This window comes from Streptomyces sp. Q6, from assembly GCF_036967205.1.
Classification (GTDB): domain Bacteria; phylum Actinomycetota; class Actinomycetes; order Streptomycetales; family Streptomycetaceae; genus Streptomyces; species Streptomyces citrinus.
In genome coordinates this window covers 1,443,672-1,463,407 of sequence record NZ_CP146022.1, presented here as the reverse complement: position 1 = coordinate 1,463,407, position 19,736 = coordinate 1,443,672, and the positions used below count along the sequence as shown (strand labels likewise).

The following is a 19,736-nucleotide window of genomic DNA, read 5'->3' as shown; positions in this document are numbered from 1 at the left end:
ATCGGCTGTCGTCCGCGGGGCGCGGGCGGGTAGAACACCCCTGATGACCACGACCCTGCGGCCGACCGAGCCGCTCCAGCGCACCACCGACGGTGCACGCTCGCGCCACTACGCGGTGTGCGTGAACAGCCGTCCCGTCGGCACGCTCCACCTCGCCACGCACCCGGTGTTCGGCCCGTCCGTGGCCCAGATACTGGACCTGTTCATCGACGAGCGGGACCGGGGGCGCGGCCGCGGCACGGTCGCCGCGCTCGCCGCCGAGGAGGTGGCCCGCGGCTGGAACTGCCGCCGCCTCGAGATCACCGTCCCCGCGCGGCAGCACGCGCTGCTGCGTCTCGCGGGCGCCCTCGGATACGTCGAGCGCAACCGGAACATGGCGAAGACGCTGCCCGCGCGGCCACCGGCGCTCCCCGCGGGCAGCGTGGGGCGGCGCATGACGGAGGCCGAGTTCGGGCCGTGGCTCGCGCATGCCAAGGAGCACTACGCGCGCTCCGTCGTCGAGCGCGGTGCCACCGAGGAGGACGCCCGCGCGAAGGCCGAGCGCGACCACGCGGCGCTGCTGCCCGACGGCATCGCGACCCCGGACGTCTACCTCGGCGTACTGGAGCACGACGGCGAACGCGTCGGGACGCTGTGGGTCGCCCAGCGCTCCGACGGCGCGTACGTCTACGACGTGGAGGTCGCGCCCGACCACCGGGGACAGGGGCACGGGCGCTCCCTGATGCTGCTCGCCGAGGCCGATGCCCTCGCCGGGGGCGCCACCCGGCTCGGCCTCAACGTCTTCGCGGACAACGTGCCCGCGCAGCGCCTGTACGAGTCGCTCGGTTACGAGCCGACCCTCCACCACCTCTACAAACCGCTGCTGTGAGCGGCGTGCGGCGGAGCGCTAGCCGGCCAGCAGCCGGTCCGCGATCTCCTCGATGCGCTCCCGCAGCCCGTCCTGGCTCTTGCCGCCGTCGAGGCGCTCGCCCCCGATGACGTAGGTCGGCGTGCCGGTCACGCCGATCGCCTTCCCCTCGGCCTGGTCGGCGTCGACGATCAGGATGTGCCGCCCGTCGACCAGCGCGGTGTCGAACTCCTCGGCGTCCAGGCCGAGTTCACGCGCCACCTCGACCAGGAACGGCTCGCCCGCCGCGTCGAACTCCTCGACCCGGCCGAGCACGGCCTCCACGTAGGGCCATCCCTTGCCCTGCTCGAACGCCTCCTCGGCGGCCTGTGCCCCGGCGAAGGAGTGCTTGTGCTTCTCCAGCGGGAAGTGGCGCAGGCGCAGCTCGAGACGATCGCCGTAGCGCTCACGCAGCGCGCGGACGTCGTCCAGGGCCGATCGGCAGTCGGGACACTGGAGCTCGCACCACACATCAAGGACGGGGGCCGGGTTCGGGGCGTTCATGGGGTCAGTCTCCCAGGCCCGGTCGCGGTGCCCAACCTGGACCTGCGGAGGAGGCGCGACCCCTAGATGTCCCTGAGGTCGGCCTCGGCCATGGCCCGTGGACCCCCGGGCGGTGCAGGATGGAAGGGGACGGACCGCCCGCCCGCGACCAGAACGCCCGAACCCAGGAGGACCGGATGATTGCCGAGACCGTCTGCTCCGCCGTGTCCGTGGCGGGCCTGGGCATCGCCGCCGTCACCGCGTACCGCAAGCGCTTCCTCGCGGCCGCCCGGCTGGCCGCCTACTCCCTGGTCCCGCTGGGCCTGGTGATGACCGGGGCGGTCGAGTGGGTCGTGGACACCGCGTTCAGCCCCACCGCCTGGGCCGGCTTCGGTGTGCTCGGCGCGGCCTGGCTGATCTTCATGGTGACCCGTGCCGTCGAGCGCCGTACCGGCGGCACCCGCAAGGAGCGCAGGGCGGCGAAGGCGGCCGCACGGCGCGAGGCCGTGGCCCCCGCCGCGTCCGCCCCCTCGCTCGGTCAGAGCACCCGCGCGACCCCCGCCCCCACCCCCGCCGCCCAGCCGAAGCCGAAGGCGGCGGCGAGCGAGGACTTCAGCGACATCGAGGCGATCCTGAAGAAGCACGGCATCTGACGTCACAAACGGGCCACCGGAGAAGGGCGGTGGACGAAGGGTGTCATGGAGCCCTTCCAACACCCTTTGTCAGTACGGGAGTTCGACGCGGGCCGGGAATTCGCGCAGATGCCCGTGCGCGGTGTCACGTAATCCGGCGAACTGCCGCTGTGGGCGGGCGTATTGAGGCTCCGTCACCTGGGGGCTGCGTAGTCTTCGGGGCGAGATGCTCGACACACCGCAGCTGGACGACCAGCTGGACGCCGAACAGGGGCAGGCGCCGTCGCCGTGCGAACCCGCGCCGCCCGCACCCGCACACTCCACCGAGCCGCGAGGCTGTCTCTTCGCGCTCTCCCAGCCACCGCTGATGATCTTCCTGGCGGTGATCGGCTGCCTGCTCATGATGGCGGCCCTGCACGACCTCCTGCTGCTGTGATCCGGCTCAGCCCGCGGCTTCCTTGCGGCGCGCCCGGTACGCGGCCACGTGCAGCCGGTTCCCGCACGTACGGCTGTCGCAGTAGCGGCGCGAGCGGTTGCGCGACAGATCCACGAACGCGTGCCGGCAGTCCGGAGCCTCACAGCGCCGCAGTCGCTCCTGTTCCCCGGCGACCACGAAGAACGCGAGGGCCATCCCGCAGTCGGCCGCCAGGTGGTCCGCGACGGACGCACCGGGCGCGAAGTAGTGCACGTGCCAGTCGTAGCCGTCGTGGTCCGTCAGACGGGGCGTGGTGCCCGCCGCGGCGATCAGTTCGTTGATCAGCGACGCGGCGCCGCGCGGATCCGGAGCCGCGAACACCTCGGCGAACCGGTCACGCACCGTGCGCACCCCGCGCAGGTCACGCTCCGTGAGAACGCCGACGTCACTGATGTCGTTCTTTCGTACGAAATCCTCCAGAGCCGCCACGCTCGCGAGCCCGTCGGCCGCGCCGTCGTCCTCCGGTGCGGTGTTCACCAGATCGACCACGGTGTCCAGCGCGCACCGGGTGTCGTGGGTGATCAGCACGATTCGCTCCCTGCCCTGGGGGGGTCGGGCCCTCGCCCGTCGATGCTGGCCGAGCCTAATGCCTGAGCGGCGCGGAGAAGGCCGGAGAGGGCCGGAGAAGGTCACGGAAGGGCACCGAGCGCGCATCGGCGCCGCCCCCGTGGAAAGTCCCACGGTGGCGGCGCCGGTGTATGCCGTATGCGGTTGTTGAACCTGGCTGACCCCGTGCCGTCTCCCCGAGTCGACGGCACGGGCGCTCTCGCCCTGCTCACGGCGGCTGGCTGCCGACGCGCGCCTCCTGCGCGGTTAGCTCTCCGCGAGGATGTGCGAGAGCTCCTGGTCGAGATCGAAGTGGCGATGCTCCGTGCCCGGGGGCACGGCGGCGTCGGTCCGCTTGAGGAACGACTCCAGGGCCCGTGCCGGGGCCTCCAGCAGAGCTTCGCCCTCTGGGGAGCTCAGGGCGATGCAGACAACGCCCTGACCGTGGCTCCGGGACGGCCAGACTCGGACGTCTCCGGTGCCCGTAGGCCGGTGAAGACCTTCGGCGAGGAGATCGCGGGCAAACACCCACTCGACCGTCTCCTCGGCTCCGGTGTGGAAGGTGGCGTGCACGGCATACGGATCGGCCGTGTCATACCGCAGTCCTGCGGGAACAGGCAGTGAGGACTCGCTCGACACAACGAGGCGCAGGTGCAGCTCGCAGCTGACCGTGGTGTTCATAAGCGCCAGGGCCTTTCGCTCAGTGTGCGCTCGGGGATTCGCACGTCGGCGAAATCGACATGCCACCTACGGTGCCGTTGTAAACCCCTCTGAGGGTTTTGGGCGTCTTTAGGTAGCTCGTACGGCGGAGTCTTTCTTGACGGGGAACGGCCATTCCGGTGACGCGAATCGTTCGGGTAGGTTTGGCTGTATGAATACGGGGAGTGACGGGGCGGCCGACGCGGTCGCCGACGCGGACGACGGGAAGACCGAGAAGCCGCTGGGCTCGCGAGCGCCGGAGTTCGTCCAGGCCCGCAGGGCCCTGCACCTGAGCTGGCAGGTGGGCGTCTTCGTCGTGGGGCTCGCGGTCGTCGGCGCGGGCGTGGTCATGCTGCCGCTGCCGGGGCCGGGCTGGCTGGTGATCTTCGGGGGCATGGCGATCTGGGCGACCGAGTTCGTCTGGGCGCAGCTGGTGCTGCGCTGGACGAAACGCAAGGTCACGGAGGCCACGCAGCGCGCCCTCGATCCGAAGGTGCGGCGCCGGAACATCATCCTGACGACGATCGGCCTGGTGATCATCGCGGTGCTCGTGGGGATCTACGTCTGGAAGTTCGGGCTCGAGATGCCGTGGAACATCAAGGAGTGATCCGGGGCGGCGCGGGAGGGTCCGCGGGATGGTCCCAGGCACCCGCTGACATGGGGTAATGTTCTTTCTGCGCCCGGGCGATTAGCTCAGTGGGAGAGCGCTTCGTTCACACCGAAGAGGTCACTGGTTCGAACCCAGTATCGCCCACCCGGAACCGAAGGCCCCGGAGACACCACGTCTCCGGGGCCTTCGGCGTTCCCGGTTCCTGTGTAACGGTTCAATCACTGCTCTGACCTGCGGGTTCGAAGCGCTTCGACCCAATTCTTGCCCGAACCGTTGACGCGCCCCCGCCCCGTCTCTACCTTGGCCCGGCAAGCGCTTTCCTAAAACGATTCAATGCGCAGGTGGAGGGGCGAACTGTGCCTACGAACAGGGATCTTGACCGGCGTGGCCTGCTGAAGGTCACGGGGGCGTCGCTCGCGACGGTCGGTCTGGCAGCAGCCGGCTGTGGCGGCGACGACGGAGGTTCGGGCGGGACGAACGCGGACGGTCCGGCGACGCTCCGGTTCGCCTGGTGGGGCGGCGAACCGCGCGCCGTGAAGATCAAGAAGGCGATCGCCCTCTTCGAGAAGAAGAACCCGAAGATCAAGATCAAGCCCGAATTCACCGACTACCAGGCGTTCTGGGAGAAGTTCCAGACGCAGGCCTCCGGAGGCAATCCGCCGGACGTATTCCTCAACTCCGTTGCATTTCTTGCGAAGTACGACAAGCGGGGTGTGCTGCTCGACCTCAAGTCCCAGATAGACGCGGGAAATCTGAGCCTCAAGAACTTCCGGGGCGGCGTCGAGTCCGCGGGTCAGGTCACCGGCGGCAAGCAGGTCGCGGTGCCGGTCGGCGCCAACACCATGTCGCTCGTCATCGACAAGAAGGCCTTCGCGAAGGCGGGCGTCGAGCCCAAGTTCGGCTGGACCTGGGACGAGTACTTCAAGACGCTCCAGACCATCCAGGACAAGCTCAAGATCTCCGGTGACACGGGCTACGCCGGGATCATGTACCTGTACGACCTGTATCTCCGTCAGAACGGAAAGGCGTTCTTCAAGGACGGCAAACTCGGTTTCACCGAGGACGACCTGACGCAGTGGTGGTCCGACTACTACAAGCGCGTGAAGTCCGGGATCGTCGCCGACCCCAAGAAGATCGAGCAGGTCAAGCCGAAGTCCGGGCTCTCCGCCGGGCTCGCCGCCGGCGAGTTCACCTGGGACAACTTCTCGGTGCGCTACGAGGGTGAGGGCGACTCGGACTACGGGCTCGCGCCGATCCCCACCACCGACGGCAAGGACACCGGCCAGTACCTCGGCTCGCTGATGCTGTCGATCTCCACCAAGTGCAAGGCCCAGGCGCAGGCCGCCAAGTTCATCGACTTCATGGTCCACGACCCCGAGGTCGGCAAGATCCTGGGCTACGACATGGGGGTGCTCGCCACCACCGACCAGTTCGACGCCTACAAGCCGGGCGAGGAGGCCGACAAGGCCGTCGCCGAGGCCAACGAGGGCATCGCCGCCTACGAGACCGCGGTCGACAAGGCCGGGGTCCTCGGCAAGATCACGCCGCACCCGTCCGGTGCGGACGTCGTCGAGGCCGCGTTCCTGCGCATCGCCGGCGACGTCGCGAACGCGAAGCAGAAGGTACCGGCCGCCGTGAAGCAGTTCTTCAGTGAGGCCGAGGCAGCCTTCCAGGGCTGACGCCCCCGACGTTTCCGAGGGGAAACAGCACCATGTCGCTCGTCAAGGACGCCACCGGCGCCACTTCCTTGGCCGACAAGAACACGTCCGTCCGCCCCGTCGCCCACCGGCGACGGGGCAGGCGCGACAACCTTGCCGGCTATCTGTTCATGTCACCCTGGCTGGCAGGGTTCCTGCTGCTCACGGCAGGGCCGATGATCGCGTCGCTCTACTACGCGTTCACGAACTACAACCTGTTCGCGCCGCCGCAGTGGGTCGGTTTCGACAACTTCACGGCCATGTTCGACGACCCGCGCTGGCAGAAGTCGGTGCAGGTCACGCTGAAGTACGTGGTCATCGGCACACCGCTGAAGCTCGCCCTCGCGCTCGCCGTCGCCCTGCTGCTCAACCAGAGCCGCCGCGGCCAGGGCCTGTACCGGGCCGCCTTCTACGCGCCGTCGCTGATCGGCGCCAGCGTCTCGGTCGGCTTCGTCTGGCGGGCGATCTTCTCGGACAACGCCGTCGTCGACAAGGGACTCGGCGCCCTGGGCCTGAACCTGGGGGGCTGGATCGGCGACCCCGACCTGATCCTCTACTCCCTCGTGGCGCTCACCGTCTGGCAGTTCGGCGCCCCGATGGTCATCTTCCTCGCGGGCCTCAAGCAGGTCCCGAAGGAGCTGTACGAGGCCGCCGCGGTAGACGGCGCGGGACCGCTGCGCCGCTTCTGGAACATCACCCTGCCGATGATCTCGCCGGTGCTCTTCTTCAACGTCCTGCTGGAATCGATCCACTCGTTCCAGATCTTCGGCTCGGCGTACGTCGTCTCCAACACCTTCTGCGGACCGGCCGACGCCACGCTCGTCTACACCTGCTACCTGTACCAGAAGGGCTTCCAGCAGTCGCAGATGGGCTTCGCCTCCGCGATGGCCTGGATGCTGCTGCTCGCCGTGGCCCTCGTCACCGCCGTCCTTTTCTGGTCCCAGAAGAAGTGGGTGCACTACGAGGAGGACGTCAAGTGACCACCGTGACCCCGCAAGTCAGCCAGAGCGCCGACCCGCGCAAGCGCACCGGATCGATCGTCTGGCACGTGTTCGCGATCGCCGTGCTCTGCGTCGTCCTCTACCCCGTCGTCTGGGTGATCGGCGCCGCCTTCAAGCCCGGCAAGACGATCGTCGGCTCGGCCCAGCTCTTCCCGACCTCGCCCATCATGGACAACATCAAGGGCCTGGGCGACGGCATCGCGGGCATCTCCATCAGCTCGTTCTTCCTCAACTCGCTGTTCTACGCGGGCATGGCCGTGGTCGGCGTCGTCATCTCCAGCTCGCTGACCGCGTACGCCTTCTCGAAGATCCCCTTCAAGGGCCGCAAGTTCTTCTTCGCGATGATGATCGGCACCCTGCTGCTGCCGTACCACGTACTGCTCATCCCGCAGTACGTGATGTTCCAGAAGCTGGACCTCATCAACACGTACGTGCCGCTGCTCGCCGGCAAGTTCCTGGCCACGGAGGCGTTCTTCGTCTTCCTGATGGTGCAGTTCATGCGCGGACTGCCCCGCGAGCTCGACGAGGCCGCCAAGCTCGACGGGTGCGGACACCTGCGCACCTACTGGTCGATCGTGCTGCCGCTGAGCCGGCCCGCCCTCATCACCAGCGCCATCTTCACGTTCATCAACGCCTGGAACGACTTCATGGGACCGCTGATCTACCTCAACGAGCCCTCCAAGTACACCGTCTCGCTCGGCCTGATGATGTTCCGCGACCAGCAGGGCATCTCCGACTACGGCGGCCAGATCGCCATGGCGATGGTCGCGCTCATCCCGGTCGTCGCGTTCTTCATGGCGTTCCAGCGCTACCTGATCGACGGCATGGCCACCTCGGGGCTCAAGTGATGAGCGCCCCGGTGGAGTCGCGACGACGGGTCGGGTTCGGCGTCTTCGCCGAATGCCTGCTGACCGGGGTGTGGATCGCCGTCCTGTCCGTGCCCGTCGTCACCGCTCCGGCCGCCTTCGCGGCCGGGGCCCGGCACCTGCGCCGGCACCTCCGCGGGCAGAGCGGTGGCTGGCGCGAGTGCTTCGCGGACTTCCGGCTCGCGGCGCGCCGCGGCTGGCTGGTCGGCACCGGCGGACTCGCCGGGTTCGTCGCCGTCCTGATCGACGTCCGGGTGGCCCGCGCCGGACTGCCCGGCGGTCAGCTCGCGGCGGCCATCGGCCTGCTCACACTGCTCGCGGCCGCCGTCGCCGTCCTGCGGGCCGCCACCGTGTGGACCCCGGCGCCTCCTGGCGGGCGCTGCTCACCGCCGCCGCCCTGCGCACCGTCCGCGCCCCCGCCGGGTCGCTGCTGCTCGTGTGCGGGCTCGCGCTCGTGGCGCTCACCGCCGAATTCCTGACGCCGCTCGCGGTCCCGGTCCTCGGCGTCCTCGCCGCCGCGGCCGTCGCCGTGGAGGAACGCGGCCGGGCCCGCTGAGGCCCCGCACCACCTCGACTTCCCCCGATCCCCTTCTCGTACAGCACGTTTGGCATGCACGGAAAGGAACAACGATGTCCCCCATTCCTCGCAGATCCCTCCTCAAGGCCGCCGCGGTCGCCGGCGCCGCCGCCCAGTTCAGCTGGGCCCTCGGCAGCAAGAACGCGCAGGCCGCGACCGGCGCCGACACCGCCGAGGCCACGCCCGTCACCCTGAGCTGGCTGGAGGACGGCGGCCTCGGCGCCGCCCCCGGCTCCACCGTCGGCGTGCCCTGGCCGAAGGGCGCGTACGACAAGGGCCAGGAGTTCGCCCTCACGGACGCCGACGGCAAGCAGGTCCCCGTGCAGACCTGGCCGCTGGCCCAGTGGCCCGACGGCTCGCTGAAGTGGACCGCGCACGCGGTCGGACCCGGCGCGGGCGACGGCAAGCTCACCTTGGCCGCCGGGAACGCCGCCGCGCCCCAGAAGAAGGTCAGCGTCTCCACCAGCGGTGGTGTCGTCACCGTCGACACCGGTGTCGTCGTCACCAAGCTCGGCAAGAGCGGATCGAGCCTGGTCAAGAGCGTCACCCGGGGCTCCACCGAGATCGCCAAGGACGGGCGGCTCGTGCTGCTGCGGCAGGCCGAGATCGAGGACGACGAGCAGGGCACCGTCAAGACGGAACGCTTCGAGTCCGTCATCGAGGAGACCACCGTCGAGCAGGACGGCCCGGTCCGCGCCGTCGTCAAGATCGACGGCAAGCACCGCAAGGGCAACCGCAGCTGGCTCCCCTTCTCCATCCGGTTCTACTTCTACGCCGGTGCCGACTCCTTCCGCATGGTGCACACCATCACCTATGACGGCACCCAGGACCCCGGCAAGGCGTCCGGCGACTTCATCCGCGGCCTCGGCGTGCGCTTCACCGTGCCGATGCGCGACGCCTCGTACGACCGTCACGTCCGCATCGGCGGCGAGGACACCGGCATGATCCGGGAGGCCGTCAAGGGCATCACCGGTCTGCGCCGCGACCCCGGCGCGTCCGTACAGGCCGCGCAGTTCGCGGGCGAGAAGCTCGCCGACCCCTCCACCTGGGACCAGCGCGTCACGACCCGCCTCCAGTACATCCCCGAGTGGGGCGACTACACCCTCTCCCAGCTCTCCGCTGACGGCTTCACGCTGCGCAAGCGCACGAAGGCCGGGCACGGATGGATCGCCGCGGGCGGCGGCAAGCGCGCCAGCGGCTTCGGCTACCTCGGCGGACCGAGCGGCGGATTCTCCTTCGGCCTGCGCGACTTCTGGGAGAAGCACCCCACCGGCCTCGACATCCGCGGCGCCCACACCGACGAGGCCGAGGTCACCCTCTGGCTCTGGTCGCCCGAGGCGCAACCCATGGACCTGCGCTTCTACCACGACGGCCTGGGCCAGGACACGTACCCGGAGCAGGCCGAGGGCATCCAGATCACCTACGAGGACTACGAGCCCGAGTTCGGCACCCCGTACGGCATCGCCCGCACCAGCGAGCTGATGTTCTGGGCCAACGGCTCGACGCCGAAGCCCGAGACGCTCGCCCAGCAGGTCGAGGCCGTGCGCGTGGCCCCGCAGCTGACCGCGCCGCCCAAGCAGCTCATCAAGGCCGGCGTCTTCGGCCCCGGCCTGTACTCCGAGCCGGACCGCTCCACCCCCGCCAAGGCCAAGATCGAGGACCACCTCGACTTCCTCTTCACCTATTACAAGGACCAGGTGGAGATGCGGCGTTGGTACGGCTTCTGGGACTACGGCGACGTCATGCACTCCTACGACCCGGCACGCCACCAGTGGCGCTACGACGTCGGAGGCTACGCCTGGGACAACTCGGAGCTGTCGCCCGACATCTGGCTGTGGATGGCCTACCTGCGCTCGGGCCGCTCCGACATCTTCCGGTTCGCCGAGGCCATGACCCGGCACACCGGCGAGGTCGACGTCTACCACCTCGGCAAGTGGGCCGGGCTCGGCACCCGGCACGGCGTCCAGCACTACGCGGACTCCGCCAAGCAGCAGCGCATCGCGAACACCACGTACCGCCGCTACTACTACTTCCTCACCGGTGACGAGCGCGTCGGCGACCTCATGCACGCCAACGTCGACTCCGACGAGACGTTCCTCGTGCTCGACCCGCTGCGCAAGATCCGCACCGAGCCGTACACCCCGGACCGCAACGCCCTGTCGATCGGCTTCGGCACCGACTGGAGCGGGCTCGTCTCCGCGTGGCTCACCGAGTGGGAGCGGCGCGGACCCAAGTGGGAGAAGGCGAAGGCCCGGGTCCTGTCGACCATGGAGACCATCGCCGCGCAGCCCAACGGATTCGTGCAGGGCAGCGGGCTCTACGACCTCGACACCGGCAAGTTCGCCATCGCCACGGAACCGGTCGTCGGCGTCTCCCACCTGTCGGCCGTCTTCGGCCTGAACGAACTGTGCGCCGAACTCATCGACATCGTCGACATGCCGAAGTTCGAGGAGGCGTACTACGACTACTGCCGCTACTTCAACGCCACCAAGGCGGAGCAGGCGGCACGCTACGGCTCCAACTTCGGCACCCTGCTCCTCTTCCAGGGCCACTCGCGTCTCGACGCGTACGCGGCGGTGCGCACCGGCGACGACAAGCTGGCGGCGCGCGCCTGGGCGAAGTTCTACAAGAGCGACGGCTACACCGAGTCCTCGCCGTGGAAGACGGAGAAGGTCAGCGGCCCGGTCACGCTCGTCGCGGGCACCGAGGCGAACTGGGTCTACACCAACGACACGGCCCTGTACGGACTCGCCGCCATCGAGAACCTGGCACTCGTCGGCGACAAGATGCCGTGACGTCCACCTGAACGTCATGTTCCGCGGGCAGACTCGGCCCATGGACCTCAGTGCCTGGAGTCACTACCGGTTCCGTAGCGTCTGGGACCTGCCCGCACCGCCCGCCGCGGTCTTCGCCGTCCTCGAACGGGCGGAGGAGTACCCGGCGTGGTGGCCGCAGGTACGCGCGGTGACGCCGCTGGACGACACCAGCGGCGTCGCCGTCTTCCGGTCCTTCCTGCCGTACGAGCTCACGGTCACGGCACGCGAGAAGCGCCGCGACCCGGCCGCCGGGATCCTGGAGGTCGAGATGAGCGGGGATCTCGACGGCTGGGCGCGCTGGACCCTGCGGCCCGTCCCGGGCGGCGGCACGCGCGCCGTCTACGACCAGGAGGTCGAGGTGCGCAAGGCCCTGATGCGGCGCTTCGCCGTGCCCGGTCGGCCGGTGTTCCTCGCCAACCACGCGTGGATGATGCGCGGCGGACGGCGCGGCCTCGCGGCCTCCCTGCAACCGGTTTGAACACAGGGCGCCACGACCTGTATTGTTCAACCCGTTCCCGGGCGATTAGCTCAGTGGGAGAGCGCTTCGTTCACACCGAAGAGGTCACTGGTTCGAACCCAGTATCGCCCACCCGGAGAATGACCGGTCCGCCAGACATGGCGGGCCGTTTTTTCGTTTCCGCCCGCACTGCCCCCCGGCGTCGCAACGATCAGGCGGCCGCCGGGAGTTCCGGGCGCAGCGGCCATGACTGATCCACTGTTTCCGGAGTGCCGCTGCGGGCGAACCAGGCCTGGAGGCCGCGGGCCTGCGCCGCGTGCCAGACCGCCTGGAGCGTGTGCAGCTCCGCCGGCGCGAGGCGCTCCAGACGCGTCGCGAAGCGGCGGCCGATCGCCCGGACCACGTCGAGGGACGCCTGCGCGTCCGCGCCCGCGTCGTGCGCGCCCGCCAGCTCCACCTCGTAGTGCGCGCACAGATCCGTCAGGGTGCGCCGGCCCTTGCGATAGCGGTCCAGGTGCTTGTCCAGGACCCGCGGGTCGAGGACGTTCAACGGCGAGGTCTCCAGATAGCGCGCCAGCGACGAGTTGCGGTGGCGCTTCAACTCGCGGTCCAGGAGCGTCAGATCGAAGGGAGCGTTCATCACGACCAGGGGGCGTCCCGCCGCCGCCTGCTCCGCGAGCTCGCGGCCTATCTCCTCCATGACGGGCGCGGGCCAGCGGCCGTTGCGCTGAAGATGTTCGTCGGTGAGCCCGTGGATCTCCGTGGCTCCGGCCGGTACCGGCACCCCCGGGTTCACCAGCCAGCGTGTCACCCGGGGGCGGGTGCCCGTGGCGTCCTGCACCACGATCGCCGCCGAGACGATGCGGTCGTTCTCCACGTCCACGCCCGTGGTCTCTGTGTCGAAGGCGGCCAGGGGGCCCTCGTACCAGCACGTCATGTCAATGCAACTCCTCGTTCACGCACGGCGGATGACGGCCCATCAGCCCTTGTGTCCCGCCCCGTTTCCGTGATACCCGGGCCGTTTGCGTCGTACGCCGAGCGGTGACAACACAGGTACGAGTCATGGCAGTTCAGCGGGGCGCCATTGACTCGGGGTTGATCAAAATCTTGATCTCCGCGGGGATTCACCGTTCCGAAAGGCCAGTTGCACCATGGCGCTCGCGCAGCCCGAACAGGGCGGGCTGCTGCCCGAGCGGTTCGCACCGTCGCGCGGCACACTCGCCACCACCGCCTGCATGGAGACCTTGCAGGTGGCCTATCTGCACGCCGTGGCCGCCGCCGCCGGCTGCTCGCTCTCGCAGCCCTTTCCCGACAACGGCATCGACTGGCACGTCAGCCACAGCGCCCCCGGGCACACGGTCGACGACGAGGTCACCATCAAGGTGCAGTTGAAGGCGACCTATCAGATACCGCCGAACCCGCCGGGCCCCTTCTTCTCCTTCACGCTCGACAACCCCCACCTGGAGAAGCTCGCCCGGTCCCCGGTCTCGGTGCACAAGATCCTTGTCGTGATGCTCGTGCCGCGCTCCCAGGACGACTGGCTGCGCGCCAGTCACGACCGGCTCGACCTGCGGCACTGCTGTTACTGGACCAACCTCGCCGGAGTCCCGGTCACCGGCCGGCGCAGGACCACCGTGCGCATCCCGACCTCGCGGATCTTCGACGACCGCGCACTGTGCGAGATCATGACCCGCGTCGGGACGGGCGGGCGGCCCTGACCCGTCGATCCGGCGGGCCCGGAAGGGAGTTACGTGATGCAGCAGCACCGCCCCGTCGGTGAGCCCGGACGCCCGTTCGGCGTGGCCCGCGCCCACCCCGTCGACCTCGAGGGACCCGACCCCGGACAGGTCGACCCGGCCGTCCTGAGCGCCCTGCTCGACCGGCACGGCTGGGAGCGCCGCGGCGGCGCCGCCGGCCGGTACGCCCGCTGGATCCTGCCGGGACCCGGCGCGCGGACGAGCCTGCTCGTGCCGGAGAGCCGGGCCTTTCCGGACAGCGAGGAACTGCTCGGCGAGGCGCTGACCGCACTCGAACGCAGCGGCACCGCCTCCGCGCGCGAGGTGCTCGTCTCGCTCGCCGTGCCCAGCGACGAGATCCGGTGGTGGCGGGACGTACCGGCCGGTCCCACCGGCGCCTCGACCTGGACCGCGGAGGAACAACTGCGGTCCGCCGCGCGGCGCGTCCTGCTCGCCGGGGCGCTCGCCGCGCGCGGCCGCGCCGGGTACTACGGTGCCCGGTTCCGGCGGCCCGCCGCCGCGGCCCTGGAGAACGTCCTCGTCCAGTCCGCGCCGGGCGGCCGCAGGCTCACCGCGTTCGTCCCGGTCGCGGGCGGCCGGGAGCTCGCCGTCCGGCTGCACCAGGCGCTGTACGCGGTCCGCGAGGCCGTCGACTACCGGCGGGCCACGGGCGGCATGGACGCGTTCGACGGCGCCGTCGAGGCGGGCGTCAGCCATGAACTCACCGAGGCGCTCGTCGCGTTGGTGCGCGGCACCGAGGGCGCCCGGATCGGCGTCGCGTGGGCACCGGCCGCCGGCGTGCCCGAGGAGTGCACCGACGGGGACGCGCCCGTCGAGTTCTCACCCGGCGACCTGGACGTGCTGCGCGAGGCCGGCGCCCGCTACCGGCACACCGAGCCCGCTGTCTCCGTCCGCGTCACCGGCACCGTCGTCCGGATGCGGCGCAGCGGACCGCGCGGCGAGGGCACGGTGCGGCTGCACGTCATCGCCGGCGCCGAGATCCCCCACGTACGCATGACGCTGGACGAGGAGGCGTACCGGACCGCCGGGCACGCGCACCTCGTCGGCCTGCCGATCCGGGTGCACGGGCGGCTGGAGAGCCGCGGCGGGTTCCGTCGGCTGACCGGGGCGTCCGGCGTCGTCCCCGTCCAGGTGGAGGAGGCCGAGCGGGACCGCCTGATGAAGTCGCTCCAGGAGAACCTGGACTTCTTCGAGGAGGCGTGCGCGGGGGAGGAGCAGCCGCCGCTGTGACCGGCACGGGCGCCGGGACCGGGGGACCCGGCCCGCGGCCGGCCGCGCGAGCTGCGCGACAATCGTTTCGCGAGCGGTCCCCGTGACTCGGTACGATCGCACTTGCGCGCGTCACAGGTAATGGCGCGGCGTTCCATCTTCAGGTAGGAGAAGACCGGTGTCTGACGTCCGTGTGATCATCCAACGCGATTCCGAGCGGGAAGAACGCGTGGTGGCGACGGGCACTACGGCCGCCGAGCTCTTCGCCGGGGAGCGCACCATCGTCGCCGCCCGCGTGGCCGGCGAGCTGAAGGACCTCGCGTACGCCGTCCAGGACGGCGAGGAGGTCGAGCCCGTCGAGATCTCGTCCGAGGACGGTCTCGACATCCTGCGGCACTCCACCGCGCACGTGATGGCGCAGGCCGTCCAGGAGCTGTTCCCGGACGCCAAGCTCGGCATCGGCCCGCCCATCAAGGACGGCTTCTACTACGACTTCGACGTCAAGGAGCCGTTCACCCCCGAGGACATCAAGCGCATCGAGAAGAAGATGCAGGAGATCCAGAAGCGGGGGCAGCGCTTCTCGCGCCGCGTGACCAGCGACGACGCCGCGCGCGTCGAGCTGGCCGACGAGCCGTACAAGCTGGAGCTCATCGGCCTCAAGGGCAACGCGGCGCAGGCCGCCGACGGCGCCGACGCCGAGGTCGGCGGCGGCGAGCTGACCATCTACGACAACCTCGACGCCAAGACCGGCGACCTGTGCTGGAAGGACCTCTGCCGAGGCCCGCACCTGCCCACCACCCGGAACATCCCGGCGTTCAAGCTGATGCGCTCCGCCGCCGCCTACTGGCGCGGCAGCGAGAAGAACCCGCAGCTCCAGCGCATCTACGGCACCGCGTGGCCGACCAAGGACGAGCTGAAGGCGTACCTCGACTTCCTCGTCGAGGCCGAGAAGCGCGACCACCGCAAGCTCGGCGCCGAGCTGGACCTGTTCTCCTTCCCGGAGGAGCTCGGCCCGGGTCTCGCCGTGTTCCACCCCAAGGGCGGCGTGGTCCGCAAGGTCATGGAGGACTACTCGCGGCGCCGCCACGAGGTCTCCGGCTACGAGTTCGTGAACACCCCGCACATCTCGAAGGAGCACCTCTTCGAGACCTCGGGCCACCTGCCGCACTACGCGGAGGGCATGTTCCCGCCCATCCAGTTCGACGAGCAGAACTACCGCCTCAAGGCGATGAACTGCCCGATGCACAACCTGATCTTCAAGTCCCGCGGGCGTTCCTACCGTGAGCTGCCCCTGCGGCTCTTCGAGTTCGGCACCGTGTACCGGTACGAGAAGTCCGGTGTCGTGCACGGCCTGACCCGCTCGCGCGGCTTCACCCAGGACGACTCGCACATCTACTGCACCAAGGAGCAGATGCCGCAGGAGCTCGACACGCTCCTGACCTTCGTGCTCGACCTGCTGCGCGACTACGGCCTGACCGAGTTCGAGCTGGAGCTGTCCACCCGCGACGACTCCGACAAGTTCATCGGCACGGACGAGGACTGGGCCGAGGCCACCGAGGCGCTGCGTCTCGCCGCCGAGAAGCAGAACCTGCCGCTGGTTCCGGACCCGGGCGGCGCCGCGTACTACGGCCCGAAGATCTCCGTCCAGGCCAAGGACGCCATCGGCCGGTCCTGGCAGATGTCGACCCTCCAGGTCGACTTCAACCAGCCCAAGCGGTTCGGTCTGGAGTACACCGCGGCGGACGGCTCGCGCCAGCAGCCGGTCATGCTGCACCGTGCCCTGTTCGGCTCGATCGAGCGGTTCTTCGGCGTGCTCCTGGAGCACTACGCGGGCGCGTTCCCGGCGTGGCTGGCCCCGGTCCAGGCCGTCGGCATCCCGATCGGCGACGCGCACATCCCGTACCTCCAGGAGTTCGCCGAGAAGGCGCGCGCCCAGGGTCTGCGGGTCGAGGTCGACGCGTCCTCGGACCGGATGCAGAAGAAGATCCGCAACCAGCAGAAGGCCAAGGTGCCCTTCATGGTCATCGCGGGCGACGAGGACATGAACGCGGGTTCGGTGTCCTTCCGCTACCGCGACGGCTCGCAGGAGAACGGCATCCCGGTCGACGAGGCCATCGCGAAGATCGTGAAGGTCGTGGCGGAGCGGTCGCAGGTCTGACCCGTTCAGTCCGTACGGTCACAGGCCCCCGGGGAGTTCCCCGGGGGCCTGTCGGCCTCCGGGGGGTAGGGGTTCTCGCCCTCCCGCGCGAACACTTGCAACATCCACGACGAGAACGAGCCGGTCACCGCGCCGAGCAGCGCCAGCCCGCACCCCATCAGGCCCACCGCCACCAGCCGTCCCACCGGGGTCACCGGCGCCATGTCCCCGTAGCCGACCGTCGACAGCGTGGTGCAGGCCCACCACACCGAGTCGCCGTACGTACGGATGCTCGCCCCGGGCGCCACGTGCTCGTACGCGTACACCGTGAGGGAGGCGGCGAAGCCGAGCAGAGCCGCGGACAGGCTCGCGTACGCGATCACCCGGGCGTGCAGCGACAGCCGCGGCTCGTCGCGGCGGCGCTGCACGTGCTCGTAGGTCTGCACGACGCGGACCGGGCGCAGCAGCGGCAGGATCAGGACAAGGGTGTCCAGCCAGTGGGTGCGCAGGAAGCGCAGCGGGCGCTGACGGCTCAGGCGCAGGCGGACCAGGTAGTCCACGAGGAACACGGCCCACGTCGCGAACGTCACCGCGAGGCACAGGTCGTGGAGGACACCGGGCAACCCGTTCGCGAGGACTCTGATCGCGTACGCGGCGAGGTACAGCAGGGAGGCGACCGCGAGAACGGTGCCGTTGCGGCGTTCCCAGCGGGCGAGGGGGCTGTCGGTCATCCCGACAGCATCACCCGAGCCGACCTGGGCCGGTACCCGCCGACACGCCATGCCGAGGTGACGCCATATGCTGCACTTCATGACGAGTGAGCCGGAGCAGCAGGTCGGTCCAGTGGGTGAGCCGGACGGATTCGGGCGTCTGTGGACCCCGCACCGCATCGCCTATATCCAGGGTGAGGGCAAACCGACGGGCCCCGGGGCCGACGACGGCTGTCCCTTCTGCACCGCTCCCGGCAAGTCCGACGAGGACGCGCTGATCGTGGCCCGCGGCGAGCACGTCTTCGCGATCCTGAACCTGTACCCGTACAACGGCGGTCACATGATGGTGCTGCCGTACCGGCACGTCGCCGACTACACCGACCTCGACGAGGCCGAGACCGCCGAGCTCGCGCTGTTCACCAAGCGCGCGATGACCGCGCTGCGGTCCGCGTCCGGGGCGCACGGCTTCAACATCGGCATGAACCAGGGTGCGGTCGCCGGCGCCGGGATCGCCGCCCACCTGCACCAGCACATCGTCCCGCGCTGGGGCGGCGACACCAACTTCATGCCGGTCGTCGGCCACACGAAGGTGCTGCCGCAGCTCCTCGGCGACACCCGCACGATCCTGGCGAAGGCGTGGCCGAGCGCCTGAGGAGTCGTCGGTACGTGTGCTCCGGCGCGCGTACGCCGATGATCGCGGCCTACGCGATCCAGTGCCGGCGCCGTGCCGACGGCGGGGTCGAGGCGTCCCCGCTCTCGGCGCGGGCCAGCCGCTGGACCGCCTCCGTGAGCGTCTGCGCGGGCAGTGTGTACGGCAGGCGCAGCCGGTGCTCGAACAGGCCGGGGTCCGTCGCGAAGTAGCCGCCGCCTTCCACGCGGACGCCGTGCTCCAGGCCGCGTTCCGCCAGCTCCGAGGCGTGCGGGCCGCCCAGGTCGACCCAGAGCGAGAGGCCGCCGGGCGGCAGCCGCCAGGACCAGTGCGGGACGTGGCGGGTCAGCGCCTCGGTGAGCGCGGCCCGACCCTCCCGCAGGGTGGTGAGGCGCTCCGCCGGCAGCCGGTCCGTGTCGGTCAGGAGCGTCAGCGCGAGGAGCTGGTCCACGACCGAGCCGCCCATGTCGGTCGCCACGCGCTGCGCCGCGAACTCCTCGACCAGCCGGGCCGGTGCGCGCAGCCAGCCGATGCGCAGGCCCGCCCAGTGCGTCTTGCTCATCGAGCCGAGCGTGACGACCCGCCCGGACTCGCCGTGCGCGGCGAACGGCTCCGGGGCGGGGACGTCCAGGGCGAGTTCGGTGAGCGTCTCGTCGACCACCAGCCAGGTGCCCGCACGCTGTACGGCGCGCAGCGTCCTGGCCCGCTCCGCCGGAGGCATCACCCCGCCCGTCGGATTGTGGAAGTCCGGGATCAGATGGGCGAGCCGGGGCACGGAGCGGCGCAGTGTCGACTCGATGATCTCGATGTCCCAGCCGCCGTCGTCCGTCACCGGTACGGACACGGGGCGCAGCCGGGCCCGCCGCATCGCCTCCAGGGCGTTCGGGTACGACGGGTTCTCGACCATGATCCGGTCGCCCGGCCCGGAGAGCAGGCCGAGGACCAGGTTCAGCGCGTGCTGGGCGCCGGCCGTCACCAGGATCTGCTCGGGGGTCGTCGCGAGGCCCCGCGCGGTGAAGCGGGCGGCGAGCAGCGACCTCAACTCCGGGAGCCCGTACGGGTGGTAGCCGGGGCTCGCGGAGTGCAGGGCCAGCCGCGGGGCCACCTCGGCGAGCGCGTCGGCGAGGACCTCCTGGGGCAGCGCGGGGGCCGCCCTGGCCAGGTCGATCGCGGTGTCGGCGGGGCCGAGCAGCCGGCTGACGCCCTTGGTGGCGCGGCTCGGCGGCAGGGAGGTCCAGGTGCCGGAGCCCTGGCGGCTGTGCGCGAAGCCGTCCTGGCGCAGCAGGTCGTACAGGGCCGTCACGGTCGTCCGGCTGGTGCCGAGGGCGGTGGCCAGCTCCCGCTCGGCGGGCAGTCGGACATGCAGGGCGAGACGGCCGTCGAGGATCAACTCGCCGATGGCGTGGGCGAGATGGCGGTACGCCGGACGGGCCAGGGCGGGGGAGGGGAGCATCGCGGCGAGCTGCTTGCTGCCCACGGTGCGGGGTGTCCGGTCGCGGTGACCGCCTGCGTCGACCACACCATTCTCC

Annotated in this window: 19 protein-coding genes, 2 tRNA genes and 1 pseudogene; 16 read left to right on the top strand and 6 right to left on the bottom strand. The window is 70.2% G+C overall.

The features are described from left to right. The first annotated feature begins 43 nt into the window (after window positions 1-43). A complete protein-coding gene (locus V2W30_RS06925; protein ID WP_338694505.1) occupies window positions 44-868 on the top strand; it encodes a GNAT family N-acetyltransferase in 825 nt (274 codons plus the stop codon). Between the two features lie 18 nt (window positions 869-886). Here V2W30_RS06925 and V2W30_RS06920 read toward each other — a convergent pair whose 3' ends face one another. Further along, entirely contained in the window at window positions 887-1,390 is a 504-nt protein-coding gene (locus V2W30_RS06920) for a DsbA family protein (RefSeq protein WP_338694503.1), read from the bottom strand. A 176-nt stretch (window positions 1,391-1,566) separates the two neighbouring features. Between V2W30_RS06920 and V2W30_RS06915 the strand changes: the two genes are divergently transcribed. Further along, window positions 1,567-2,022: a hypothetical protein gene (locus V2W30_RS06915; protein ID WP_338694501.1), complete on the top strand. Its 456-nt coding sequence runs from the start codon at window positions 1,567-1,569 to the stop codon at window positions 2,020-2,022. 205 nt (window positions 2,023-2,227) lie between these two features. After that, window positions 2,228-2,437 carry a hypothetical protein gene (locus V2W30_RS06910; RefSeq protein WP_425244499.1) on the top strand — a complete coding sequence of 70 codons (210 nt, stop codon included), beginning with the start codon at window positions 2,228-2,230 and terminating at the stop codon, window positions 2,435-2,437. Between the two features lie 6 nt (window positions 2,438-2,443). On the opposite strand, the gene V2W30_RS06905 is transcribed toward V2W30_RS06910, so the two are convergent. After that, complete coding sequence (locus tag V2W30_RS06905; protein ID WP_338694499.1) at window positions 2,444-3,004, bottom strand: CGNR zinc finger domain-containing protein; 561 nt, start codon at window positions 3,002-3,004, stop codon at window positions 2,444-2,446. A gap of 285 nt (window positions 3,005-3,289) precedes the next feature. Then, window positions 3,290-3,703, bottom strand: coding sequence for an SsgA family sporulation/cell division regulator (locus tag V2W30_RS06900; protein ID WP_004002642.1), 414 nt, complete (start codon window positions 3,701-3,703; stop codon window positions 3,290-3,292). A 190-nt stretch (window positions 3,704-3,893) separates the two neighbouring features. On the opposite strand from V2W30_RS06900, the gene V2W30_RS06895 reads away from it, so the two are divergent. From V2W30_RS06895 to V2W30_RS06855, 9 genes and pseudogenes are all read left to right on the top strand, one after another. After that, on the top strand, window positions 3,894-4,328 hold the full coding sequence (locus V2W30_RS06895) for a TIGR02611 family protein (RefSeq protein ID WP_338694497.1): 435 nt from the start codon (window positions 3,894-3,896) through the stop codon (window positions 4,326-4,328). A gap of 75 nt (window positions 4,329-4,403) precedes the next feature. Further along, window positions 4,404-4,475 (top strand) — tRNA-Val (locus V2W30_RS06890). Window positions 4,476-4,687: 212 nt separating this feature from the next. Further along, window positions 4,688-6,010, top strand: a complete 1,323-nt coding sequence (locus V2W30_RS06885; RefSeq protein WP_338694495.1) for an ABC transporter substrate-binding protein — start codon at window positions 4,688-4,690, stop codon at window positions 6,008-6,010. A 32-nt stretch (window positions 6,011-6,042) separates the two neighbouring features. After that, the gene (locus V2W30_RS06880; RefSeq protein ID WP_338694493.1) at window positions 6,043-7,008 is read left to right on the top strand and encodes a sugar ABC transporter permease; all 966 of its coding nucleotides are present in this window, start codon (window positions 6,043-6,045) and stop codon (window positions 7,006-7,008) included. After that, on the top strand, window positions 7,005-7,877 hold the full coding sequence (locus V2W30_RS06875; protein WP_338694491.1) for a carbohydrate ABC transporter permease: 873 nt from the start codon (window positions 7,005-7,007) through the stop codon (window positions 7,875-7,877). The genes V2W30_RS06880 and V2W30_RS06875 overlap by 4 nt, the downstream gene beginning before the upstream one ends. Further along, window positions 7,877-8,451 (top strand): annotated as a pseudogene (locus tag V2W30_RS06870) (hypothetical protein). Before V2W30_RS06875 ends, V2W30_RS06870 begins: the two are co-directional and overlap by 1 nt. Before the next feature lie 74 nt (window positions 8,452-8,525). Then, window positions 8,526-11,267: a Tat pathway signal sequence domain protein gene (locus V2W30_RS06865; protein ID WP_338694489.1), complete on the top strand. Its 2,742-nt coding sequence runs from the start codon at window positions 8,526-8,528 to the stop codon at window positions 11,265-11,267. A 40-nt stretch (window positions 11,268-11,307) separates the two neighbouring features. After that, window positions 11,308-11,766, top strand: coding sequence for an SRPBCC family protein (locus V2W30_RS06860; RefSeq protein WP_338694488.1), 459 nt, complete (start codon window positions 11,308-11,310; stop codon window positions 11,764-11,766). A 39-nt stretch (window positions 11,767-11,805) separates the two neighbouring features. Further along, window positions 11,806-11,877, top strand: a tRNA-Val gene (locus tag V2W30_RS06855). Window positions 11,878-11,956: 79 nt separating this feature from the next. Here the strand turns inward: V2W30_RS06855 and V2W30_RS06850 are convergent. Continuing rightward, window positions 11,957-12,682, bottom strand: coding sequence for a 3'-5' exonuclease (locus tag V2W30_RS06850; RefSeq protein ID WP_338694486.1), 726 nt, complete (start codon window positions 12,680-12,682; stop codon window positions 11,957-11,959). A gap of 214 nt (window positions 12,683-12,896) precedes the next feature. On the opposite strand from V2W30_RS06850, the gene V2W30_RS06845 reads away from it, so the two are divergent. The 3 genes from V2W30_RS06845 (at window position 12,897) to thrS (ending at window position 16,869) form a co-directional block, all read left to right on the top strand. Continuing rightward, window positions 12,897-13,463, top strand: coding sequence for a DUF4365 domain-containing protein (locus V2W30_RS06845; protein ID WP_338694485.1), 567 nt, complete (start codon window positions 12,897-12,899; stop codon window positions 13,461-13,463). 36 nt (window positions 13,464-13,499) lie between these two features. After that, a complete protein-coding gene (locus V2W30_RS06840) occupies window positions 13,500-14,732 on the top strand; it encodes a hypothetical protein (RefSeq protein WP_338694483.1) in 1,233 nt (410 codons plus the stop codon). Window positions 14,733-14,889: 157 nt separating this feature from the next. Next, a complete protein-coding gene (thrS, locus tag V2W30_RS06835; RefSeq protein ID WP_338694481.1) occupies window positions 14,890-16,869 on the top strand; it encodes a threonine--tRNA ligase in 1,980 nt (659 codons plus the stop codon). Window positions 16,870-16,874: 5 nt separating this feature from the next. Here the strand turns inward: thrS and V2W30_RS06830 are convergent, their stop codons facing one another. Further along, complete coding sequence (locus V2W30_RS06830) at window positions 16,875-17,579, bottom strand: potassium channel family protein (protein WP_338694479.1); 705 nt, start codon at window positions 17,577-17,579, stop codon at window positions 16,875-16,877. A 67-nt stretch (window positions 17,580-17,646) separates the two neighbouring features. On the opposite strand from V2W30_RS06830, the gene V2W30_RS06825 reads away from it, so the two are divergent. After that, a complete protein-coding gene (locus V2W30_RS06825; RefSeq protein WP_338694478.1) occupies window positions 17,647-18,210 on the top strand; it encodes an HIT domain-containing protein in 564 nt (187 codons plus the stop codon). A gap of 49 nt (window positions 18,211-18,259) precedes the next feature. On the opposite strand, the gene V2W30_RS06820 is transcribed toward V2W30_RS06825, so the two are convergent. After that, complete coding sequence (locus tag V2W30_RS06820; RefSeq protein ID WP_338694476.1) at window positions 18,260-19,726, bottom strand: PLP-dependent aminotransferase family protein; 1,467 nt, start codon at window positions 19,724-19,726, stop codon at window positions 18,260-18,262. Window positions 19,727-19,736: the final 10 nt, after the last annotated feature.